Raw genomic sequence first — 16089 nt, forward strand, 5'->3', positions numbered from 1 at the left:
CGGTAGTTTCACACCATCGTGAACCCGCCGTCCACCGGCATCGTGACACCTGTGACGAACGACGCCCGGTCGCTGCACAGCCACGCCGCGGCCTCGGCGATCTCGTACGGCTCCGCGGTCCGCGGCTGGGGCGTGCCCGCGTGCAGTTGGGCCTCGATGCCGGGCACCGCCGCGAACCACTCCTGGACCACCTCGGTCCGCGTGGTGCCCGGCGCCACCGCGTTGACCCGGATGCCGCGGGCCGCGTACTCGGCGGCGGCGGCCTTGGTCAGGCCCACGACCGCGTGCTTGGCCGCCACGTACGGCGCCGCCACCGGCGTGGCCAGCAGCCCGCCCACGCTGCTGTTGTTGACGATCGACCCGCCCCCGGTCTCCAGCATCGCGGCGATCTCGGGGCGCAGGAAGTTCCACACTCCCCCGACGTTGACGTCCATGATCCGGTGGTACAGGTCGTCGTCCATCTCGTGCAGCGGAGTGCGGCCCAGTCCCCATCCCGCGTTGTTGAAGGCGCAGTCGAGACGCCCGAAGGCCTCGACCGCGTCGGCCACCGCCGCCTCGGCGTCGGTGCGCACGGTCACGTCCGCCACCGCGTACCGGGCCCGCGCGCCCTGCTCGCGCAGCTCCTCGACCAGTGCGGCCAGCCGCTCCTCGCGTCGCGCGACGAGTACGAGGGCCGCACCCTCCCGCGCGAAGACCCGGGCCGCGGCGGCGCCGATGCCGCTGCTCGCCCCGGTGATCAGAGCGACCTTCCCCTCCAGCAGACCCTGCCGCTGCCCCTGCATGCTCGTCCCCTTGCCGTTGTCGCCGTGTGCGTCCGTGCCGTGTGCGTCGTCGTGCCGTGTGCGTCGTCGTGCCGGTCCCGCTCGCGCGCGGGCCCCGGTGGTTCAGGCGGCGCCGGCCGTGACCGGGCCGCCGCTGTCCGCGCCCGCCGCGCGCGCCGCTTCGTCGTCCACCGTGCGCAGCAGCCGCTCGTCGATCTCGCCGAGCGAGCCGACCAGGTGGCGCACGCCCAGCTCCCGCATCTGCTGCCCCTGGAAGCCGTGCTCGAAGGGGCTCGGGTGGCCGATGAACGGGGCTCCGAGGTCCAGGGCGGCCTGCGCGACCCGGGCCACGTCGTCCACGAAGAGCGCCTGGCCGTGGTCGAGGCCGAAGACCTCGGCCGTGATCTCGCGCAGGCCCGGGCGGAACGCGTCCGTGCAGACGTAGCCGGGGCCGTCGAAGAGGTGCGCCAGGTGACCGAGGTAGTGGTCGAAGTGCTCCTTGCCGAGGCCGCCGTAGCAGACGGTGCGCAGCCCGAGGGCGCGCAGCCGGTGCAGCAGTTCCTCGGCCCCGTCGAGCACGTGCAGCGGGTGTTCGGCCAGGTAGGCGGCCCGCTCCTCGAAGTAGACCTCCAGCACGCGCTGCGCGCTCCAGTCGACTCCCGCCGCCTCGGCCATGGCCAGCGCGGCGACCGCGCGGGGCTGGGAGAAGATGCCGCGTTCCACGTCTCCGTCGTAGGAGCCGCCCCGACGGGTGATGAACCCGTGGATGACCGGGCTGAAGGTGTCGTTGAGCAGGACGCCGTCGATGTTCAGGGCGACGAGCCGCAGGTGCCTCAGGGGCTGCATGGCACTCCGTTCGTGAGACGGGGCCGGGGGCCGGTTAAAGACGGTTTTCGGGCAGATTCAGCCGCCGTGACCGATGAACCCCCCGGAAAATACCCATCAGTACGTGCGCCGCTCCGCCATGGAAAGATACCGGATGCAGGTTCGAGCGTACGATGCCGCCCACTCTGCGGACGGGAGCGGCATCCACTTCGCAAAACCGCTCTGACCTGGGTAATCTTCACAACTCGACCAGGATGCAAGGCATTCCGCATGTGGCCTGCATCACTCTGTACGGACGGGCCGGGGTTCCTCGGGTAATGATCTGAGAGGTAATCAAACCCTGAAGTACGTACTTTGCCGACAATCGAAGTTTGTTGTATTCGGCCATGATGACGAGGGACTTCATGTTCACGACCCTGGAACCGATGGAATTCATCAACCCTGCCGCCACCGAGCCCTGTGCCTGCCCGGCCCGGTCGGACGACGGGCTGACGACCACGGTTCCCAGGGCGCTCGTCCACCGCGCGGCCGTCGCCGAGGTGTTCCTGACCGGCATGTGCCGCCCCGCACCCGAGCGCTTCCACATCACCGCCCAATGGCCGCGCGGGCACAGCTTCTTCACCCCCATCGGGGGCACCCACTACGACCCGATGCTGATCGCCGAGACCATCCGCCAGGTCGGCTCGTACCTCGCCCACGAGGCCTTCGACGTGCCGCTCGGCCACCAGTTCCTGCTCTGGTCGCTCGAATACTCGACCGTGCCCGAGCACCTCGTCATCGGCAGCGCCCCCGCCGAACTCGACCTCACCGTCACCTGCCCCGAGATACGCCGCCGGGGCAACCGCCTCACCGCCCTCGGCTACGAGGTGGTGATCCGCCAGCGGGGCCTCGTCGTCGCCACCGGACGCGTCGGCTACAACGTCACCTCGCCCGCCGTCTACCGCCGGCTGCGCGCCGAACAGCTCGCCAAGGAGCCGGTGGCCTCGCTCCCGCCGACCCCGCTCGCCCCCGCGGCCGTCGGCCGGCTCTCGCCCTTCGACGTGGTGCTGGCCGGCTCCTCCCGCCCGGACCTCTGGCAGCTGCGCTACGACACCCGCCACCCGGTGCTCTTCGACCACACCGGCGACCACCTGCCCGGCATGGTCCTCCTGGAGGCCGCCCGGCAGGCCGCCGTGGCCCTCGCCGACGACGGAGCCGCCGTCCTGCCCGTCTCCGTCATCAGCACCTACCAGCGCTACGCCGAGTTCGGCAGCCCGCTGTGGATCCGCGCCGAGCCCGCCCCGACGGAACTGGGCGACGCGGGGACCCGCCCCGTGCGCGTGACCGGCACCCAGGACGGCGAGCAGGTCTTCGAGGCGTTCGTGAGCACCGAGCCGGTCGGCGCCGGCGGCCCTCCCCGCTGAGGGAACCGCCCGCGCGACGACCGAAGGGCCTGCCGGTCCGGGGGGACCGGCAGACCCTCGGCGGTGTCCTGCCCGGTGGAGCGGGGCGCGCTACTTCAGCTTGGTACCGGTGGAGCGCAGGTTCGCGCACGCCTCGGTGACGCGCGCGGCCATGCCCGCCTCGGCGGACTTGCCCCACGTACGGGGGTCGTACTTGGACTTCGTGCCGACCTCGCCGTCGACCTTCAGGACCGCGTCGTAGTTGCGGAACATGTGGTCCACGACCGGGCGGGTGAAGGCGTACTGGGTGTCGGTGTCGAGGTTCATCTTCACGACGCCGTTCTCCAGCGCGGTGGCGATCTCCTCGGCCGTGGAGCCCGAACCGCCGTGGAAGACGAAGTCGAACGGCGAGGGCTTGCCGTACTTCTCGCCCACGCCGGCCTGGAGGTCCTTCAGCAGCTCGGGACGCAGGACGACGTTGCCCGGCTTGTACACGCCGTGCACGTTGCCGAAGGAGGCGGCCAGCAGGTAGCGGCCCTTCTCGCCCAGGCCCAGGGCCTCGGCGGTGCGGATCGCGTCGTCGACGGTGGTGTACAGCTCGTCGTTGATCTCGTGGCTGACACCGTCCTCCTCGCCGCCGGTCGGGGTGATCTCGACCTCAAGGATGATCTTGGCGGCGGCGGCCTTGGCGAGCAGCTCCTGTCCGATGGCCAGGTTGTCGGCCAGGGTCTCGGCGGAACCGTCCCACATGTGCGACTGGAAGAGCGGGTTCAGACCGCGGGCCACGCGCTCGGCGGAGACCTCCAGGAGCGGGCGGACGTAACCGTCCAGCTTGTCCTTGGGGCAGTGGTCGGTGTGCAGCGCGACGGTGATGTCGTACTTCGCGGCCACGATGTGCGCGAACTCCGCCAGGGCCACCGCGCCCGTGACCATGTCCTTGTTGTACTGGCCACCCAGGAACTCCGCACCACCGGTGGAGATCTGGATGATGCCGTCGCTCTCGGCCTCCGCGAAGCCGCGCAGCGCGGCGTGCAGGGTCTGGGAGGAGGTCACGTTGATGGCCGGGTAGGCGAACTTGCCTGCCTTCGCCCGGTCGAGCATCTCGTTGTAGACCTCGGGGGTTGCGATGGGCATCTGTCCGCTCCTTGGATGTGCGGGGAGTGTGCTTATTGCGGGCCCTGACCTGGGGGCGACGTCATCGTCACGCCTATCTTTCCAGACTCCGCGCGACACTCCACCCCGGCTGTCGGCCCCGGCGGGCCGAACGGGCCGGGACGTTTCACGTGAAACATCCCGGCGGCCGGTAAAAGAGCAGGTCAGAGCAGATTTCAGGAATCCGGAGGACCTTCGTCACCACGTGCGGCGGCCCCAGGTCGGCCGGGACTCGCACCGCCCGCCCGCCCCTCGTACCAAGGAGCGGACACCGCCCGGGGGCGGCACGGTCCGAAGGAGACGGCCTAGGCCAGGCCGAGGTCCCCGAGCCGGTAGCCGGTGAGGTACGGGATGCCCGCGGCCGCGATGGCGTCCGCCGCGCCCCGGTCGACGATCGTGGCGATGGCGACGACCTCGCCGCCGGCCTCGCGGACCGCCTCGACGGCGGTCAGCGGGGAACCGCCGGTGGTCGAGGTGTCCTCGACCACCAGGCAGCGCTTGCCCTTCACGTCGGTGCCCTCGATGCGGCGCTGCATGCCGTGCGCCTTCTGCGCCTTGCGGACGACGAACGCGTCGAGCCGGCCGCCGCGCGCCGCGGAGGCGTGCAGCATCGAGGTCGCGACCGGGTCGGCGCCCAGGGTCAGACCGCCGACGCAGTCGAAGTCGAGCTCGGCGGTCAGGTCGAGCATGACCTGACCGACCAGCGGGGCCGCCTCGCCGTCCAGGGTGATCCGGCGGAGGTCGATGTAGTAGTCGGCCTCGATCCCGGAGGAGAGCGTCACCTTGCCGTGCACGACGGCCTTGTCCTTGATCTGCTGCAGAAGCGCATCGCGTACGTCAGTCATGCCCCCGAGCTTAAGTGCGCGCTACGGGAGCCGCCGCCAGGTCCACGTGGTGGAGATCTCCAGCGGGTCCACGGGCGTGACCAGCCGCGGAAGGGTGTTCAGGCCGTTCGGCGGCCCGGACTGCGGCTCCACGCAGACGGCCTCGGGGTCCTCGTCGTAGACGACGACCCACTCGGACCGGCTGGTGACCCGCAGCTCCAGCGCGCCGGGCCACGTGACGGTGACGTCGACCCCCTCCGGCATGCCGAAGCAGTCGTCCCAGGGGCCGGGCTCCGGATCGATGCGACGGCCGGTGGGGAGGTGGTCGGCGCCGCGCTCCTCCTGCCAGGCGGCGGCGAACCCGAGGCGGGCCTCCGGGCCGCCGTCGAGGGTCCGGCGGAACCAGGGGTGCCAGCCGGCCTGCGCCGGGAAGGAGTCCCCGTACGTCTCGACGCCCATGGTCAGCGTCAGCGCGTCGGCGGACAGTTCGACGCTCTGGGTGACCCGGCCGGGGTACGGCCAGGGCTCGGCGAGGTCGTAGGTGAAGGCGGCCTCGGTGCCGGTGTCGCGGACCCGGCGCCAGGCGGCGTCACGGCCGAATCCGTGGATGGCGTGCGGCGGGTGGTTGACGGGCAGCTGGTGGACGGTGCCGCCGTCGCGGAAGCGGCCGTTCTCGGTCCGCCCGCACCACGGCACCATCGGGAAGGCCCCGTACGCGGGGCCCTGGCGCAGCAGCTCCGTCCCGTCGATGCGCAGGCTGCTGATCCGGCAGCCGTTCTCCTGGTCGACGGTCACCTCGGCGCCGCCGGCGCTCAGTTGCGTACTCATGCCGCCGACCCTAGTGCGCGGGCGGGCGGACCGGCGGAGCTCAACGCCGGCGGCGCAGCGCCCGGCCGAGGACCACCGCCGAGGCGACGGCGAGGGCTGCGGCCGGGGCGAGCCAGCGCAGGCTGTCGCCGGCCGTGCCGGCGCCGGGTGCGGGGACCGGGGCGTAGCGGCCGCGCGGCGGCGCGTGGTCGACCTCCTCGGCACTGCGGCCGATCATGGTGCGGCGGGCGTGGGCGGCCTCGGCGGGGGGCCGCGGGCCTCCGTCGACCGCGTCGAACCCGCCGGCCAGGAAGGGGTCCAGGGTCGGCGGGGGGACCTCGGTCTCGAAGACGGACGCGGTGACCTCGGTGACGTCCGCGCCCTCGTCCCCGCCCATGTCCCCGTCCCCGGCGCCCGCACCACCGCCGGCCGCCTCCTCGCCCTCGCCCTCGGCGACGGGGTCGGCGTCCTCCGCGAGCGGGTCCTGGGACCCCGGTGCGGACCCGGCCCCGGGCCGGGAGCCGGGCTCGGGCTCGGACCCGGGCTCGGGCCGGGCTGCCCCGGAGGAAACGGCGGCGGGCCCGACCGCGCCCGCGGTGCCGCCCCCGTCCCCGCCCGCGGTGTCGTCCGCGTCCGCAACAGCCAGGTACCCGGCGGTCCGGTCCAGGAGCCGGCGCACGGCGGTGGCGGTGGCCTCCGGGGTGAAGGCCGCGGCCCGCCCGTCGGCCGCGCCCCCGGCGGTGAGGTCCAGCCGGGTGCCGCCGTCCACCGGCGTCAGCCGGACGTCGAGCGAGACCTCCACGGCGCCGTGGCCCCGCACCTCGACGCCCTCGCCCGCGACCGCGAAGCGGTCGGGGCCGTGCTCGGTGACGGTCAGGGCGCCCCGGTAGGTCACGGTGTGGCCGCCGACCCGGATGCGCAGCCGGCCGGCCAGCGGCCCGGACGCGGCGTCGGCGTCCTGCTGGAGGCCCGGCACGGACCGGGCCAGACGGGCGGGGTCGCGCAGGGCGGCGCGGAGATCGTCTGCGGATACCGGAACGAACACCTGATGCTCCATGCGGCCGAGCCTACCGACGAGACCCGCACCGGGTCATCAACCCGGACCGCGCGGCCCGCGGCGACCCGCTCGGCGGCGGCCCGCTCAGTACCGGGGGTGCGGCAGCGTCGAGGGCGGCAGTCCGGCCGGCCGGGTCCGCTCCACGTCGCGCGCGGCGTCCCGCAGGGAGGCCGTCGACAACGAGCGCAGCCCCGGCGTGTCGGGGTTCACGTACAGCGGGGGCACCTGCTCGCGGGAGGCCAGGACGAAGCCCCAGTCCTGCGGCGGGGCGCTGTCGTCCGCCCCGGTGGGGGCCCGGTCGGGGCCCGCGGCGAAGCCCGAGAGGCGGCCGCCCGCGCTGTAGGGGGCGGTCCGCAGGCCGGCCGCGCGCAGGGTGGACTCGACGGTCCAGTACGAACGCGGCCGGACGGCGAGGGGGCCGGCGTGCACGGCGATCCGGCCACCGGGACGCAGGGCGCGGACGGCCAGCCCGTAGAACTCCTGCGAGTACAGCTTCGTGCTCGGGGTGATGCCCGGGTCGGGGAGGTCCGAGACGATGACGTCGAACCGGTCGCGGGCGGCGGCCCCGCGCAGCCAGTGGAAGGCGTCCTCGCTGACGACGCCCAGGCGCGGGTCCCCGTACACCCCGCCGTTGAGCGCGGAGAGCATCGGGTCGGTGCGGGCGAGGCGCACGACGCCGGGGTCGAGCTCGACGACGGTGACGGAGGCGACGTCGGGGTAGCGCAGCACCTCGCGGGCGGCCAGCCCGTCGCCGCCGCCCAGGACCAGGACGCGGGCGTGCGGTCCGGTCATGGCGGGATGGACCAGGGCCTCGTGGTAGCGGTACTCGTCGTAGCCGCTGACCCGCAGCCGGCCGTCGAGGTACAGGTCCAGGGAGCGCGGGGAGCCGGTCGGCGGCCCGGTGAGCACCAGTTCCTGCACCCCGGTCTGGACGGCGACGCGCACCTCCCCGCCGTACACGGCGCGCCGGGCGATGCGCTCGAAGTCGTCGGCGAGGAGGGTTCCGGCGGCGAGCACGGCCAGCACGCAGACGTTGGCGGCGACCAGCACCCAGCGGGCGCGGCGGCTCAGGTCGCGGCGGAACAGCCAGAGCACCAGCCCGCCGCCCACCACCGCGTTGACGGTGCCGGTGAGCAGGGCGCCGGTGAGCTGGCCGACCAGCGGGAGCAGCAGGAACGGGAAGGCCAGGCCGCCGACCAGCGCACCCACGTAGTCGGCGGCGAACAGGTCGGCGACGGCCCCGCCCGCGTCCTGTCTGCGGATGCGCTGGATGAGGACCATCAGCAGGGGGATCTCCGCGCCGATGAGCACGCCGATGGCGAAGGAGAACGCGACGAGGGCCGGCCGGGACTCCCCCAGCCAGGCGAAGCTCGCGTAGAGGGCCATGGCCGAGAGCCCGCCGAGCAGGGCCAGCCCGGCCTCGATGGCCGCGAAGCCGAAGGCGGGGGCGGTGCGGAACCGCTTGGCGAGGAGGGAGCCGACGCCCATGGCGAAGACCATGACGGACAGGACGACCGACGCCTGGGTGACGGAATCGCCGATGAGGTAGGAGCCGAGGGCGAGCAGCTCCAGCTCGTACACGAGCCCGCAGGCGGCGCAGACGAACACGGTGGCCAGGACGAGGAGTCGGCCGGTCCGGGGCCGTACGGGCAGGGCGGCCGGGACGGTCACCGCGCCGCGCGGCTCCGGAGCCGGGAGCACCCGGCGCGGGACGGAACGGTCGATCATGAAGCGAACCGTACGTCACGTCCCGCTCACACCCTGTCACCCACATGGGTGCAAGTGGCGTACGGGACGGGCCAGTTGGAGCAACCACACGAGAACTCCCGCGCCCCGGAAGCCCCGAAGCGCCCCACCGCGCCCTCGACACCCACCACGCCCCCGGGCCCACCCCACCGCCGACGCCCGACGCACCGGCCCGCGCACCCGGCGTCGTCGCACCGGCGCCGCCGCCCGGGCCGGCAGCGCGGTACCGGCGCGGTCAGCGCAGTACCGGGGCCTCCGACGTCGGGGCCGGCGTCGCGCCCATGCGGACGCCGACCCGGGTCCGGGTCGCCACCAGCTGGCCCTCCTGCGGGTAGGCGTGCCAGGTCCGCCAGCGCACCTGCCCCTCGTAACGCTGCGCGAGCATCGCGGTGAAGGCGTGCGGACTTCCCGGGAAGGTGCCCGCTAGCCCGTTCGGGTGGTCGGCGACCAGGGCGAGCAGTTCCTGGGCCCGCCCGGCGAAGGAGCCTCGGGTCAGGGTCTCGACCCGCGCGGCGAACTCGTACTCCCAGTCGCCCACCCGCTTGGCCACGCCGAGCGGCAGCGGGGTGCTGCTGCCCGGCATGCAGGCGACCGTCTCCGAGCAGAGCACCTCGCCCTCCTCCAGGAGCACCTGGTGGGAGGCCCCGAGCAGCCGCAACTCCAGTTTCGCGCCATCCAGTTCGAGGTTCAGTACGGCCAGGGCGGGCAGCCGCTCCCGACCCAGGGCCCAGGCGAGGTCGGCGGCACGCGTGTCGGTATAGGAGGTCTGGAGGGTCGTGAGCATGAGTCGGCTCCGCAAACGCGCGAGGGGAGAGGGGCCGGAGCCCGCCAGCGGTAGTCAACGGGTGGGGGGACACCGGCACGGGTCCACAGGAAGTCCAGGGAGGTCCGAGGACTGGTCTACTCAACCGAGGGAATCATGAAAGGCACGGCGCTCACAGCGTTTTTACCCAACTTGACGGGGTTTACATCCCCCCGGGGGCTACGCAGTTCACGTGTTCAACAAGTTGCGTCCCGCGCGCCGCCGTGCAGGGCCGGACGCGAGGGCGCCGGAGGGGCTCCGGACCACCGGACGCCCCCGCCCGCACGGCACCCGACGCCCCGTGCGGCACGGCACCGGGCGCCCCGTGCGGCACGGCACCGGGGCGCCCCCGCCGACGGGACCGTCAGCTGGAGCCGCACCCCCCGCCGCCGCCACAGGAGGAAGACGACCCCCCGCAGGACGAGGAGGATCCGCAGGAGGACGAGGAGCCGCAGGACGAGTGGGAGTGCGAGTGCGACGACCCGCTGTCCCCCGCCCACCAGCTCCCGCCGCCGCCCCCACCGTCACTGCTGCCGCCACCGCGACCGCGACCACGACCCGAGAAGCCGCTCTTGAACGAGCGGAACGCCATCGTCATGACGAAGGCGACCATCAGCACGAACACCAGCACCAGCAGGATTCCGACGAAGACGAACGTCATGTCCGTCCCCCTCTCTGACGCCCCGGTCCTCCCGGGGGGCGGGCCCCCGCGCCCGCGTGCCAGGGGGATTCCCTCGGGCCGCCCGGGCCAAAGCACACTTGAGCAAGTCCAGAGCTTCCCCGCAGGATGGCGCCCATGAGCACATCCGTGAACAGTGACCGCCCCCACCTCAACCGCCGTCTCGCGCCCTTCGGCACCACGATCTTCGCGGAGATGTCGGCCCTGGCCGCCCGCACCGGCTCGATCAACCTCGGCCAGGGCTTCCCCGACACCGACGGCCCGGCCGAGATCGCCGAAGCCGCCTCCCGCGCGGTCCTCACGGGACTCGGTAACCAGTACCCGCCCGGCCCCGGCGTCCCGGAACTGCGCGCCGCCGTCGCCGCCCACCAGCAGCGGTTCTACGGCCTGTCCTACGACCCCGACACCGAGGTCCTGATCACCGCGGGCGCCACCGAGGCCATCGCCGCGGCCCTCCTCGCCCTCCTCGAACCGGGCGACGAGGTGATCGCCCTGGAGCCGTACTACGACTCGTACGCCGCCTGCATCGCGATGGCCGGCGCCGTCCGCGTCCCCGTCACCCTGCGCCCGCACGCCGGGGCCTTCACACTGGACCTGGACGAACTGCGCGCCGCGGTCACCCCGCGCACCCGGCTCCTCCTGCTGAACACCCCCCACAACCCGACGGGCACGGTCCTCACCCCCGCCGAGCTGGCCGCCGTGGCCGAACTCGCCGTCGAACGCGACCTGCTGGTCGTGACCGACGAGGTGTACGAACACCTCGTCTTCGAGGGCGCCCACACCCCCCTCGCCGGCCTGCCCGGCATGCGCGAGCGCACCGTCTGCATCTCCTCCGCCGGCAAGACCTTCTCCTTCACCGGCTGGAAGGTCGGCTGGGTCACCGCGCCGCCGGAGCTGCTGACGGCCGTCCGCTCGGCGAAGCAGTTCCTCACCTACGTCGCCTCGGGCCCCTTCCAGTACGCGATCGCCGAGGCCCTCGCCCTCCCGGACGCCTACTACGACACCTTCCGCGCCGACCTCACCGCCAAGCGCGACCTGCTGGCCGACGGGCTCGCGGCGGCGGGCTTCGAGGTCTTCCGCCCGCGCGGCACCTACTTCATCACCACCGACATCACCCCGCTCGGCGAGAAGGACGGCCTCGCCTTCTGCCGCTCCCTGCCCGAACGCTGCGGGGTCGTCGCCATCCCGAACCAGGTCTTCTACGACGACAAGGCCGCCGGCGCGAGCCTGGTCCGCTGGGCCTTCTGCAAGAAGACCGAGGTCCTCCAGGAGGCCGTGGCCCGGCTCCGCCGGCTCTGACCCCCGCCCGGACCCGGCAGGGACCCGCCGCCGCACCGGCGGGTCTGGCCGGGCGGTGTCCGGCGGGTGACCCGGCCGTGAGGTTCCGGCGACGCCGCGACACCGGCTCCCGGAGGTGGTTGCGGGGCGCGTCGGGCCGGTGTGAAGCTGACCGCTCGAACGTGCCCGAAGCTCCCATCGAACGATGGGCGTCCTCACGCAGCGCAGGAAGTCGGCATACATGGCAACGGGCCGAGTCGCGGTGTCCGCGTCGCCCCTGGAGATCCGCGCGGTCAGGGCGGTCCGGTCCGCGGCCCCCGTGACCGTCCTCGCGCTCGGCGTGTTCGCGGCCGTCCGCGGCGCCGGGGTGCTGGTGCTCGCCCTCGGGTCCTGGTGGGCCGGCCGGGACCCGGTCAAGGTGCTCGGCGCCTCCTGGGACTCCGTCTGGTACCTCGCCATCGCCGGCCACGGCTACGGCCGGACCCAGATGTGGGCCGACGGCCTCGCCGGCACCGGCTCCGTCCAGAGCGACTACGCCTTCTTCCCGCTCTACCCGGTGCTGATCCGGCTCGTCTCCCAGGTGCTGCCCGGCGGACTGCTGCCCGCCGCCCTCCTCATCGCCTGGGTCGCGGCGGGCGCGGCCGCCCTCGGGATCTTCCGGATCGGCGAACGGCTGCTGGGCCCGCGCGCCGGGCTGCTCCTCGTCGGCCTCTGGGCGGCCCTGCCGCACTCCGTGGTGCTGACCCTCGCCTATACCGAACCCCTGCTCGCCGCGCTCGCCGCATGGGCCCTCCACGCCCTCCTGCGGGGCGACTGGGCACGGGCCGCCGGTCTGGCCGTCCTCGCCGGGCTGACCCGGCCCACGGGCCTGGCCGTCGCGGCCGCCGTCTGCGCCGCGGCCCTGCACGCGATCCTCGTGCGCCGCTCCCGCGCGCCCGGGGTGTGGCTGGCCGTGCTGCTGGCACCGGCCGGCTGGGCCGCGTACCTGCTGGCCGTCGGGGTGCGCACGGGCGACCCGCTCGGCGGCTACTTCACCGTGCAGCGCCGCTGGGGCTCCCGCTTCGACTTCGGCGCCGGGGCGCTGCGCTCCGCCGAACAGGTGCTGACCGGCGGGCACGTGCCGCTCGCGACCACCGTGACCGTGGTCCTGCTGGCCGCCGCCGGACTGCTCGCGGTCCTGCTGCTGCTCGACCGGACCCCGCTGCCGCTGCTCGCGTACACCGGGATACTGCTGCTGATCACCTTCGGCGGGGCCGGCTTCTTCGAGTCCAAGCCCCGCTTCCTGCTCCCGGCGTTCCCGCTGCTGCTGCCGGTGGCCGCCGTCATGACGAGAGCCCGGCCGCGCACCGCGGTCCTGGTGACCGCGGGGCTGGCCGGGCTCTCCTACGGCTACGGGCTCTACCTGCTGCTCGTGGCGCGCGTACCGCTGTGACGGGCGACTACTGGTCGCCGTCGCCGTTCTTGTCCTCGTCGCCGCCGGCGGAGTCCACGTCCTGCTCCAGACCGAGCTGCTCGACGAGCCACTTGTCGAACTCGATGGAGGCGCGGACCCAGCTGACCGTGGAGGACACGAAGTGCTCCAGGCTCACGCCGGTGCCGATCAGCATCTGCGCCTCGCCGATCAGGCGGACCGAGCCGTCGTCGTGGGTGTGGCTGTAGACCTTCGGCCACAGGGTGCGGCGGTTCCAGTCGTCGATCGACTCCAGGAGCTGCGGCTTCTCGTCGATCTTGTGCGGGCGGTCGTAGAAGGTCCGCACCGAGAACACCTGCTGCTCGTCCTCGCCGCGGAACATGAAGTACGTGCGGAACTCCTCCCACGGCGCCGCGAGGTCGCCCTCGTCGTCGACGACGTACTTGAGCTCCATCTGCTCCAGCAGCTGCTTGACCAGATCCTGGTCGGGGACGACGGGGCCCGCCGGTCCTGTGGCCTGCGGATCGGGCTGCTGCCCTCCGAAGTTCGGAATCGAGGCCGGGTCGATGCTCACCGTGATTTTCCCTTCGTGCGGATACCTGCATCCTCCCCCATCGCGCCCCTTCCGTGTCCACCCCCGGCGCCCCGATCCGCTCCGGGCGGACACGGCCGCGCCCCCGGAGCGTGCTCCGGGGGCGCGGCCGGGCCGGGGCCCGGATCTCAGAGGACCTTGCCGACCAGCAGGTCCTCGCCGGCCACGTCGACCCGTACGGTGTCGCCGTCGCGGACCTCGCCGGACAGGATCTCCTTCGCGAGGCGGTCGCCGATCGCCGTCTGGATCAGCCGGCGCAGCGGGCGGGCGCCGTACGCCGGGTCGTTGCCCTTGTCCGCCAGCCAGGCCAGGGCCTCGGGCGTGACGTCGAGGGTCAGGCGGCGGTCGGCGAGCCGCCGGGCGAGCCGGCCGACCTGGAGCTCGGCGATGTGGGCGAGCTCCTCGCCGCTGAGCGCGGAGAAGACCACCAGGTCGTCGAGGCGGTTGAGGAACTCCGGCTTGAAGGAGGCCCGCACCACGTCCAGGACCTGCTGCTTCTTCTGCTCGGGCGCGGTCAGCGGGTCCATCAGGAACTGGCTGCCCAGGTTGGAGGTGAGGACCAGGATGGTGTTGCGGAAGTCCACCGTCCGGCCCTGCCCGTCGGTGAGCCGGCCGTCGTCCAGCACCTGGAGCAGGACGTCGAAGACCTCCGGGTGCGCCTTCTCGACCTCGTCGAGGAGGACCACGCTGTACGGGCGGCGGCGCACGGCCTCGGTGAGCTGGCCGCCCTCCTCGTAGCCGACGTAGCCGGGCGGCGCGCCGACCAGCCGGGCCACGCTGTGCTTCTCGCCGTACTCCGACATGTCGATGCGGATCATGGCCCGCTCGTCGTCGAAGAGGAAGTCCGCGAGGGCCTTGGCCAGCTCCGTCTTGCCGACGCCCGTCGGGCCGAGGAAGAGGAACGAGCCGGTCGGCCGGTCGGGGTCGGCGATGCCGGCCCGGGTGCGGCGCACGGCGTCGGAGACGGCCCGCACGGCCTCGCCCTGGCCGATCAGGCGGCGCCCCAGCTCGTCCTCCATGCGCAGCAGCTTCTGCGTCTCGCCCTCCAGCAGCCGGCCGGCCGGGATGCCGGTCCAGGCGCCCACCACGTCGGCGATGTCGTCGGGGCCGACCTCGTCCTTGACCATGGTGTCCTTGGCCGCGACCTGCTCGGCCTCGGTGGCCTCCGCCAGCTCGCGCTCCAGGGTCGGGATCTCCCCGTAGAGCAGCTTCGAGGCGGAGTCGAAGTCTCCGTCGCGCTGGGCGCGCTCGGCCTGGCCGCGCAGGTCGTCCAGGCGCTCCTTGAGCTCGCCGACCCGGTTGAGGGACTGCTTCTCCTTCTCCCAGCGGGCGGTCAGGCCGCGCAGCTCCTCCTCGCGGTCGGCGAGGTCCTTGCGGATCTTGTCGAGGCGCTCGCGCGAGGCGGGGTCCGACTCGTTGTTCAGCGCCAGCTCCTCCATCCGCAGCCGGTCGACGGAGCGCTGGAGCTCGTCGATCTCCAGCGGGGAGGAGTCGATCTCCATGCGCAGCCGCGAGGCGGCCTCGTCGACGAGGTCGATGGCCTTGTCGGGGAGGAAGCGGGAGGTGATGTAGCGGTCGGAGAGGGTCGCGGCGGCCACCAGCGCGCTGTCGTTGATGACGACCTTGTGGTGGGCCTCGTAGCGCCCCTTGAGGCCGCGCAGGATCGCGATGGTGTCCTCGACGGACGGCTCGGCGACCAGCACCTGCTGGAAGCGGCGCTCCAGCGCCGGGTCCTTCTCGATGCGCTCGCGGTACTCGTCGAGGGTGGTCGCGCCGACCATGCGCAGCTCGCCGCGGGCCAGCATGGGCTTGAGCATGTTGCCCGCGTCCATGGCGGAGTCGCCGCCGGCGCCCGCGCCGACGACCGTGTGCAGCTCGTCGATGAAGGTGATGATCTGGCCGTCGCTGGACTTGATCTCGGCGAGGACCGTCTTGAGCCGCTCCTCGAACTCGCCGCGGTACTTGGCGCCGGCGACCATCGCGCCGAGGTCCAGGGAGACGAGCCGCTTGTTCTTCAGGGACTCGGGGACGTCGCCCTTGACGATGCGCTGGGCCAGGCCCTCGACGACGGCCGTCTTGCCGACGCCGGGCTCGCCGATGAGCACCGGGTTGTTCTTGGTGCGGCGCGAGAGCACCTGTACGACGCGCCGGATCTCCTGGTCGCGGCCGATGACCGGGTCGAGCTTGCCCTCCCGCGCGGCCGCCGTGAAGTCGGTGCCGAACTTCTCCAGGGCCTTGTACTGACCCTCGGGATCGGGGCTGGTCACCCGGCGTCCTCCTCGTGCGTTCTCGAAGGCGGCCAGCAGCTTCTTCGCACTGGCGCCCTGGCTGGAAAGGACCTCGCCGGCCGCGCCGCCCTTGGCGGCGACGGCGATGAGGAGGTGTTCGGTGGAGAGGTACTCGTCGCCGAGCTTGCCGGCCTCCGCGTCCGCCTCCGCCAGTACCGCCAGCAGCTCGCGGGTGGGCTGCGGCGGCGCGACGGTGGAGCCGGTGACGCTGGGCAGGGCGGCGAGCAGCCGCTCCGTGCCGCTGCGCACGGCGGCCTGGTCGGCTTCGGTGGCGACGAGCAGGTCGATGACGTTCTCGTTCTCCTCCCCGGTGAGGAGGGCCAGCAACAGGTGCGCGGGGGTCAGGTCGGCGTGTCCGTCCTTGACGGCCCTGCTGGTGGCCGCGTTCAGCGCGTCGCGGCTCCTGTTGGTCAGCTCGGCGTCCACTGCGTCTGCTCCTCTCCGAAGGGGGTACTCACTCACTCTGACAGAGTCAGCGTATGCAA

14 protein-coding genes are annotated in these 16089 nt (G+C 73.1%); 3 read left to right on the plus strand and 11 right to left on the minus strand.

Features of this window, described 5'->3' with window-relative positions:
• Positions 1–8 precede the first annotated feature (8 nt).
• On the minus strand, positions 9–782 hold the full coding sequence (locus CP968_RS15745; RefSeq protein WP_150518617.1) for an SDR family NAD(P)-dependent oxidoreductase: 774 nt from the start codon (positions 780–782) through the stop codon (positions 9–11).
• A 102-nt stretch (positions 783–884) separates the two neighbouring features.
• On the minus strand, positions 885–1607 hold the full coding sequence (locus CP968_RS15750) for an HAD family hydrolase (RefSeq protein WP_189828986.1): 723 nt from the start codon (positions 1605–1607) through the stop codon (positions 885–887).
• Positions 1608–1990: 383 nt separating this feature from the next.
• On the opposite strand from CP968_RS15750, the gene CP968_RS15755 reads away from it, so the two are divergent.
• Complete coding sequence (locus tag CP968_RS15755; protein ID WP_229886775.1) at positions 1991–2989, plus strand: ScbA/BarX family gamma-butyrolactone biosynthesis protein; 999 nt, start codon at positions 1991–1993, stop codon at positions 2987–2989.
• 90 nt (positions 2990–3079) lie between these two features.
• On the opposite strand, the gene fbaA is transcribed toward CP968_RS15755, so the two are convergent.
• From fbaA to CP968_RS15790, 7 genes are all read right to left on the minus strand, one after another.
• Positions 3080–4102 (minus strand): class II fructose-bisphosphate aldolase, encoded by a 1023-nt coding sequence (gene fbaA, locus CP968_RS15760; RefSeq protein WP_150518618.1) that lies wholly within the window; start codon positions 4100–4102, stop codon positions 3080–3082.
• Between the two features lie 323 nt (positions 4103–4425).
• Positions 4426–4965 (minus strand): orotate phosphoribosyltransferase, encoded by a 540-nt coding sequence (gene pyrE, locus CP968_RS15765; protein WP_150518619.1) that lies wholly within the window; start codon positions 4963–4965, stop codon positions 4426–4428.
• 21 nt (positions 4966–4986) lie between these two features.
• Positions 4987–5772: an aldose epimerase family protein gene (locus CP968_RS15770; protein ID WP_150518620.1), complete on the minus strand. Its 786-nt coding sequence runs from the start codon at positions 5770–5772 to the stop codon at positions 4987–4989.
• A gap of 40 nt (positions 5773–5812) precedes the next feature.
• The gene (locus tag CP968_RS15775; protein WP_150518621.1) at positions 5813–6808 is read right to left on the minus strand and encodes an SRPBCC family protein; all 996 of its coding nucleotides are present in this window, start codon (positions 6806–6808) and stop codon (positions 5813–5815) included.
• An 84-nt stretch (positions 6809–6892) separates the two neighbouring features.
• Entirely contained in the window at positions 6893–8536 is a 1644-nt protein-coding gene (locus tag CP968_RS15780; protein WP_150518622.1) for a polyamine aminopropyltransferase, read from the minus strand.
• Positions 8537–8789: 253 nt separating this feature from the next.
• The gene (locus CP968_RS15785; RefSeq protein WP_150518623.1) at positions 8790–9338 is read right to left on the minus strand and encodes a DUF2617 family protein; all 549 of its coding nucleotides are present in this window, start codon (positions 9336–9338) and stop codon (positions 8790–8792) included.
• 382 nt (positions 9339–9720) lie between these two features.
• Positions 9721–10017 carry a hypothetical protein gene (locus tag CP968_RS15790; RefSeq protein WP_150518624.1) on the minus strand — a complete coding sequence of 99 codons (297 nt, stop codon included), beginning with the start codon at positions 10015–10017 and terminating at the stop codon, positions 9721–9723.
• 126 nt (positions 10018–10143) lie between these two features.
• Between CP968_RS15790 and CP968_RS15795 the strand changes: the two genes are divergently transcribed.
• The gene (locus CP968_RS15795; protein WP_373304103.1) at positions 10144–11334 is read left to right on the plus strand and encodes a pyridoxal phosphate-dependent aminotransferase; all 1191 of its coding nucleotides are present in this window, start codon (positions 10144–10146) and stop codon (positions 11332–11334) included.
• A gap of 220 nt (positions 11335–11554) precedes the next feature.
• A complete protein-coding gene (locus CP968_RS15800) occupies positions 11555–12745 on the plus strand; it encodes a hypothetical protein (RefSeq protein ID WP_229886774.1) in 1191 nt (396 codons plus the stop codon).
• Between the two features lie 7 nt (positions 12746–12752).
• On the opposite strand, the gene CP968_RS15805 is transcribed toward CP968_RS15800, so the two are convergent.
• Together CP968_RS15805 and clpB are read right to left on the minus strand one after the other, a co-directional pair.
• Positions 12753–13298 (minus strand): type III secretion system chaperone family protein, encoded by a 546-nt coding sequence (locus CP968_RS15805; protein WP_150518626.1) that lies wholly within the window; start codon positions 13296–13298, stop codon positions 12753–12755.
• Positions 13299–13444: 146 nt separating this feature from the next.
• On the minus strand, positions 13445–16030 hold the full coding sequence (gene clpB / locus CP968_RS15810) for an ATP-dependent chaperone ClpB (RefSeq protein WP_150518627.1): 2586 nt from the start codon (positions 16028–16030) through the stop codon (positions 13445–13447).
• Between the last annotated feature and the right edge of the window lie 59 nt (positions 16031–16089).

The sequence above is a fragment of the Streptomyces subrutilus genome (assembly GCF_008704535.1).
Classification (GTDB): Bacteria; Actinomycetota; Actinomycetes; order Streptomycetales; family Streptomycetaceae; genus Streptomyces; species Streptomyces subrutilus.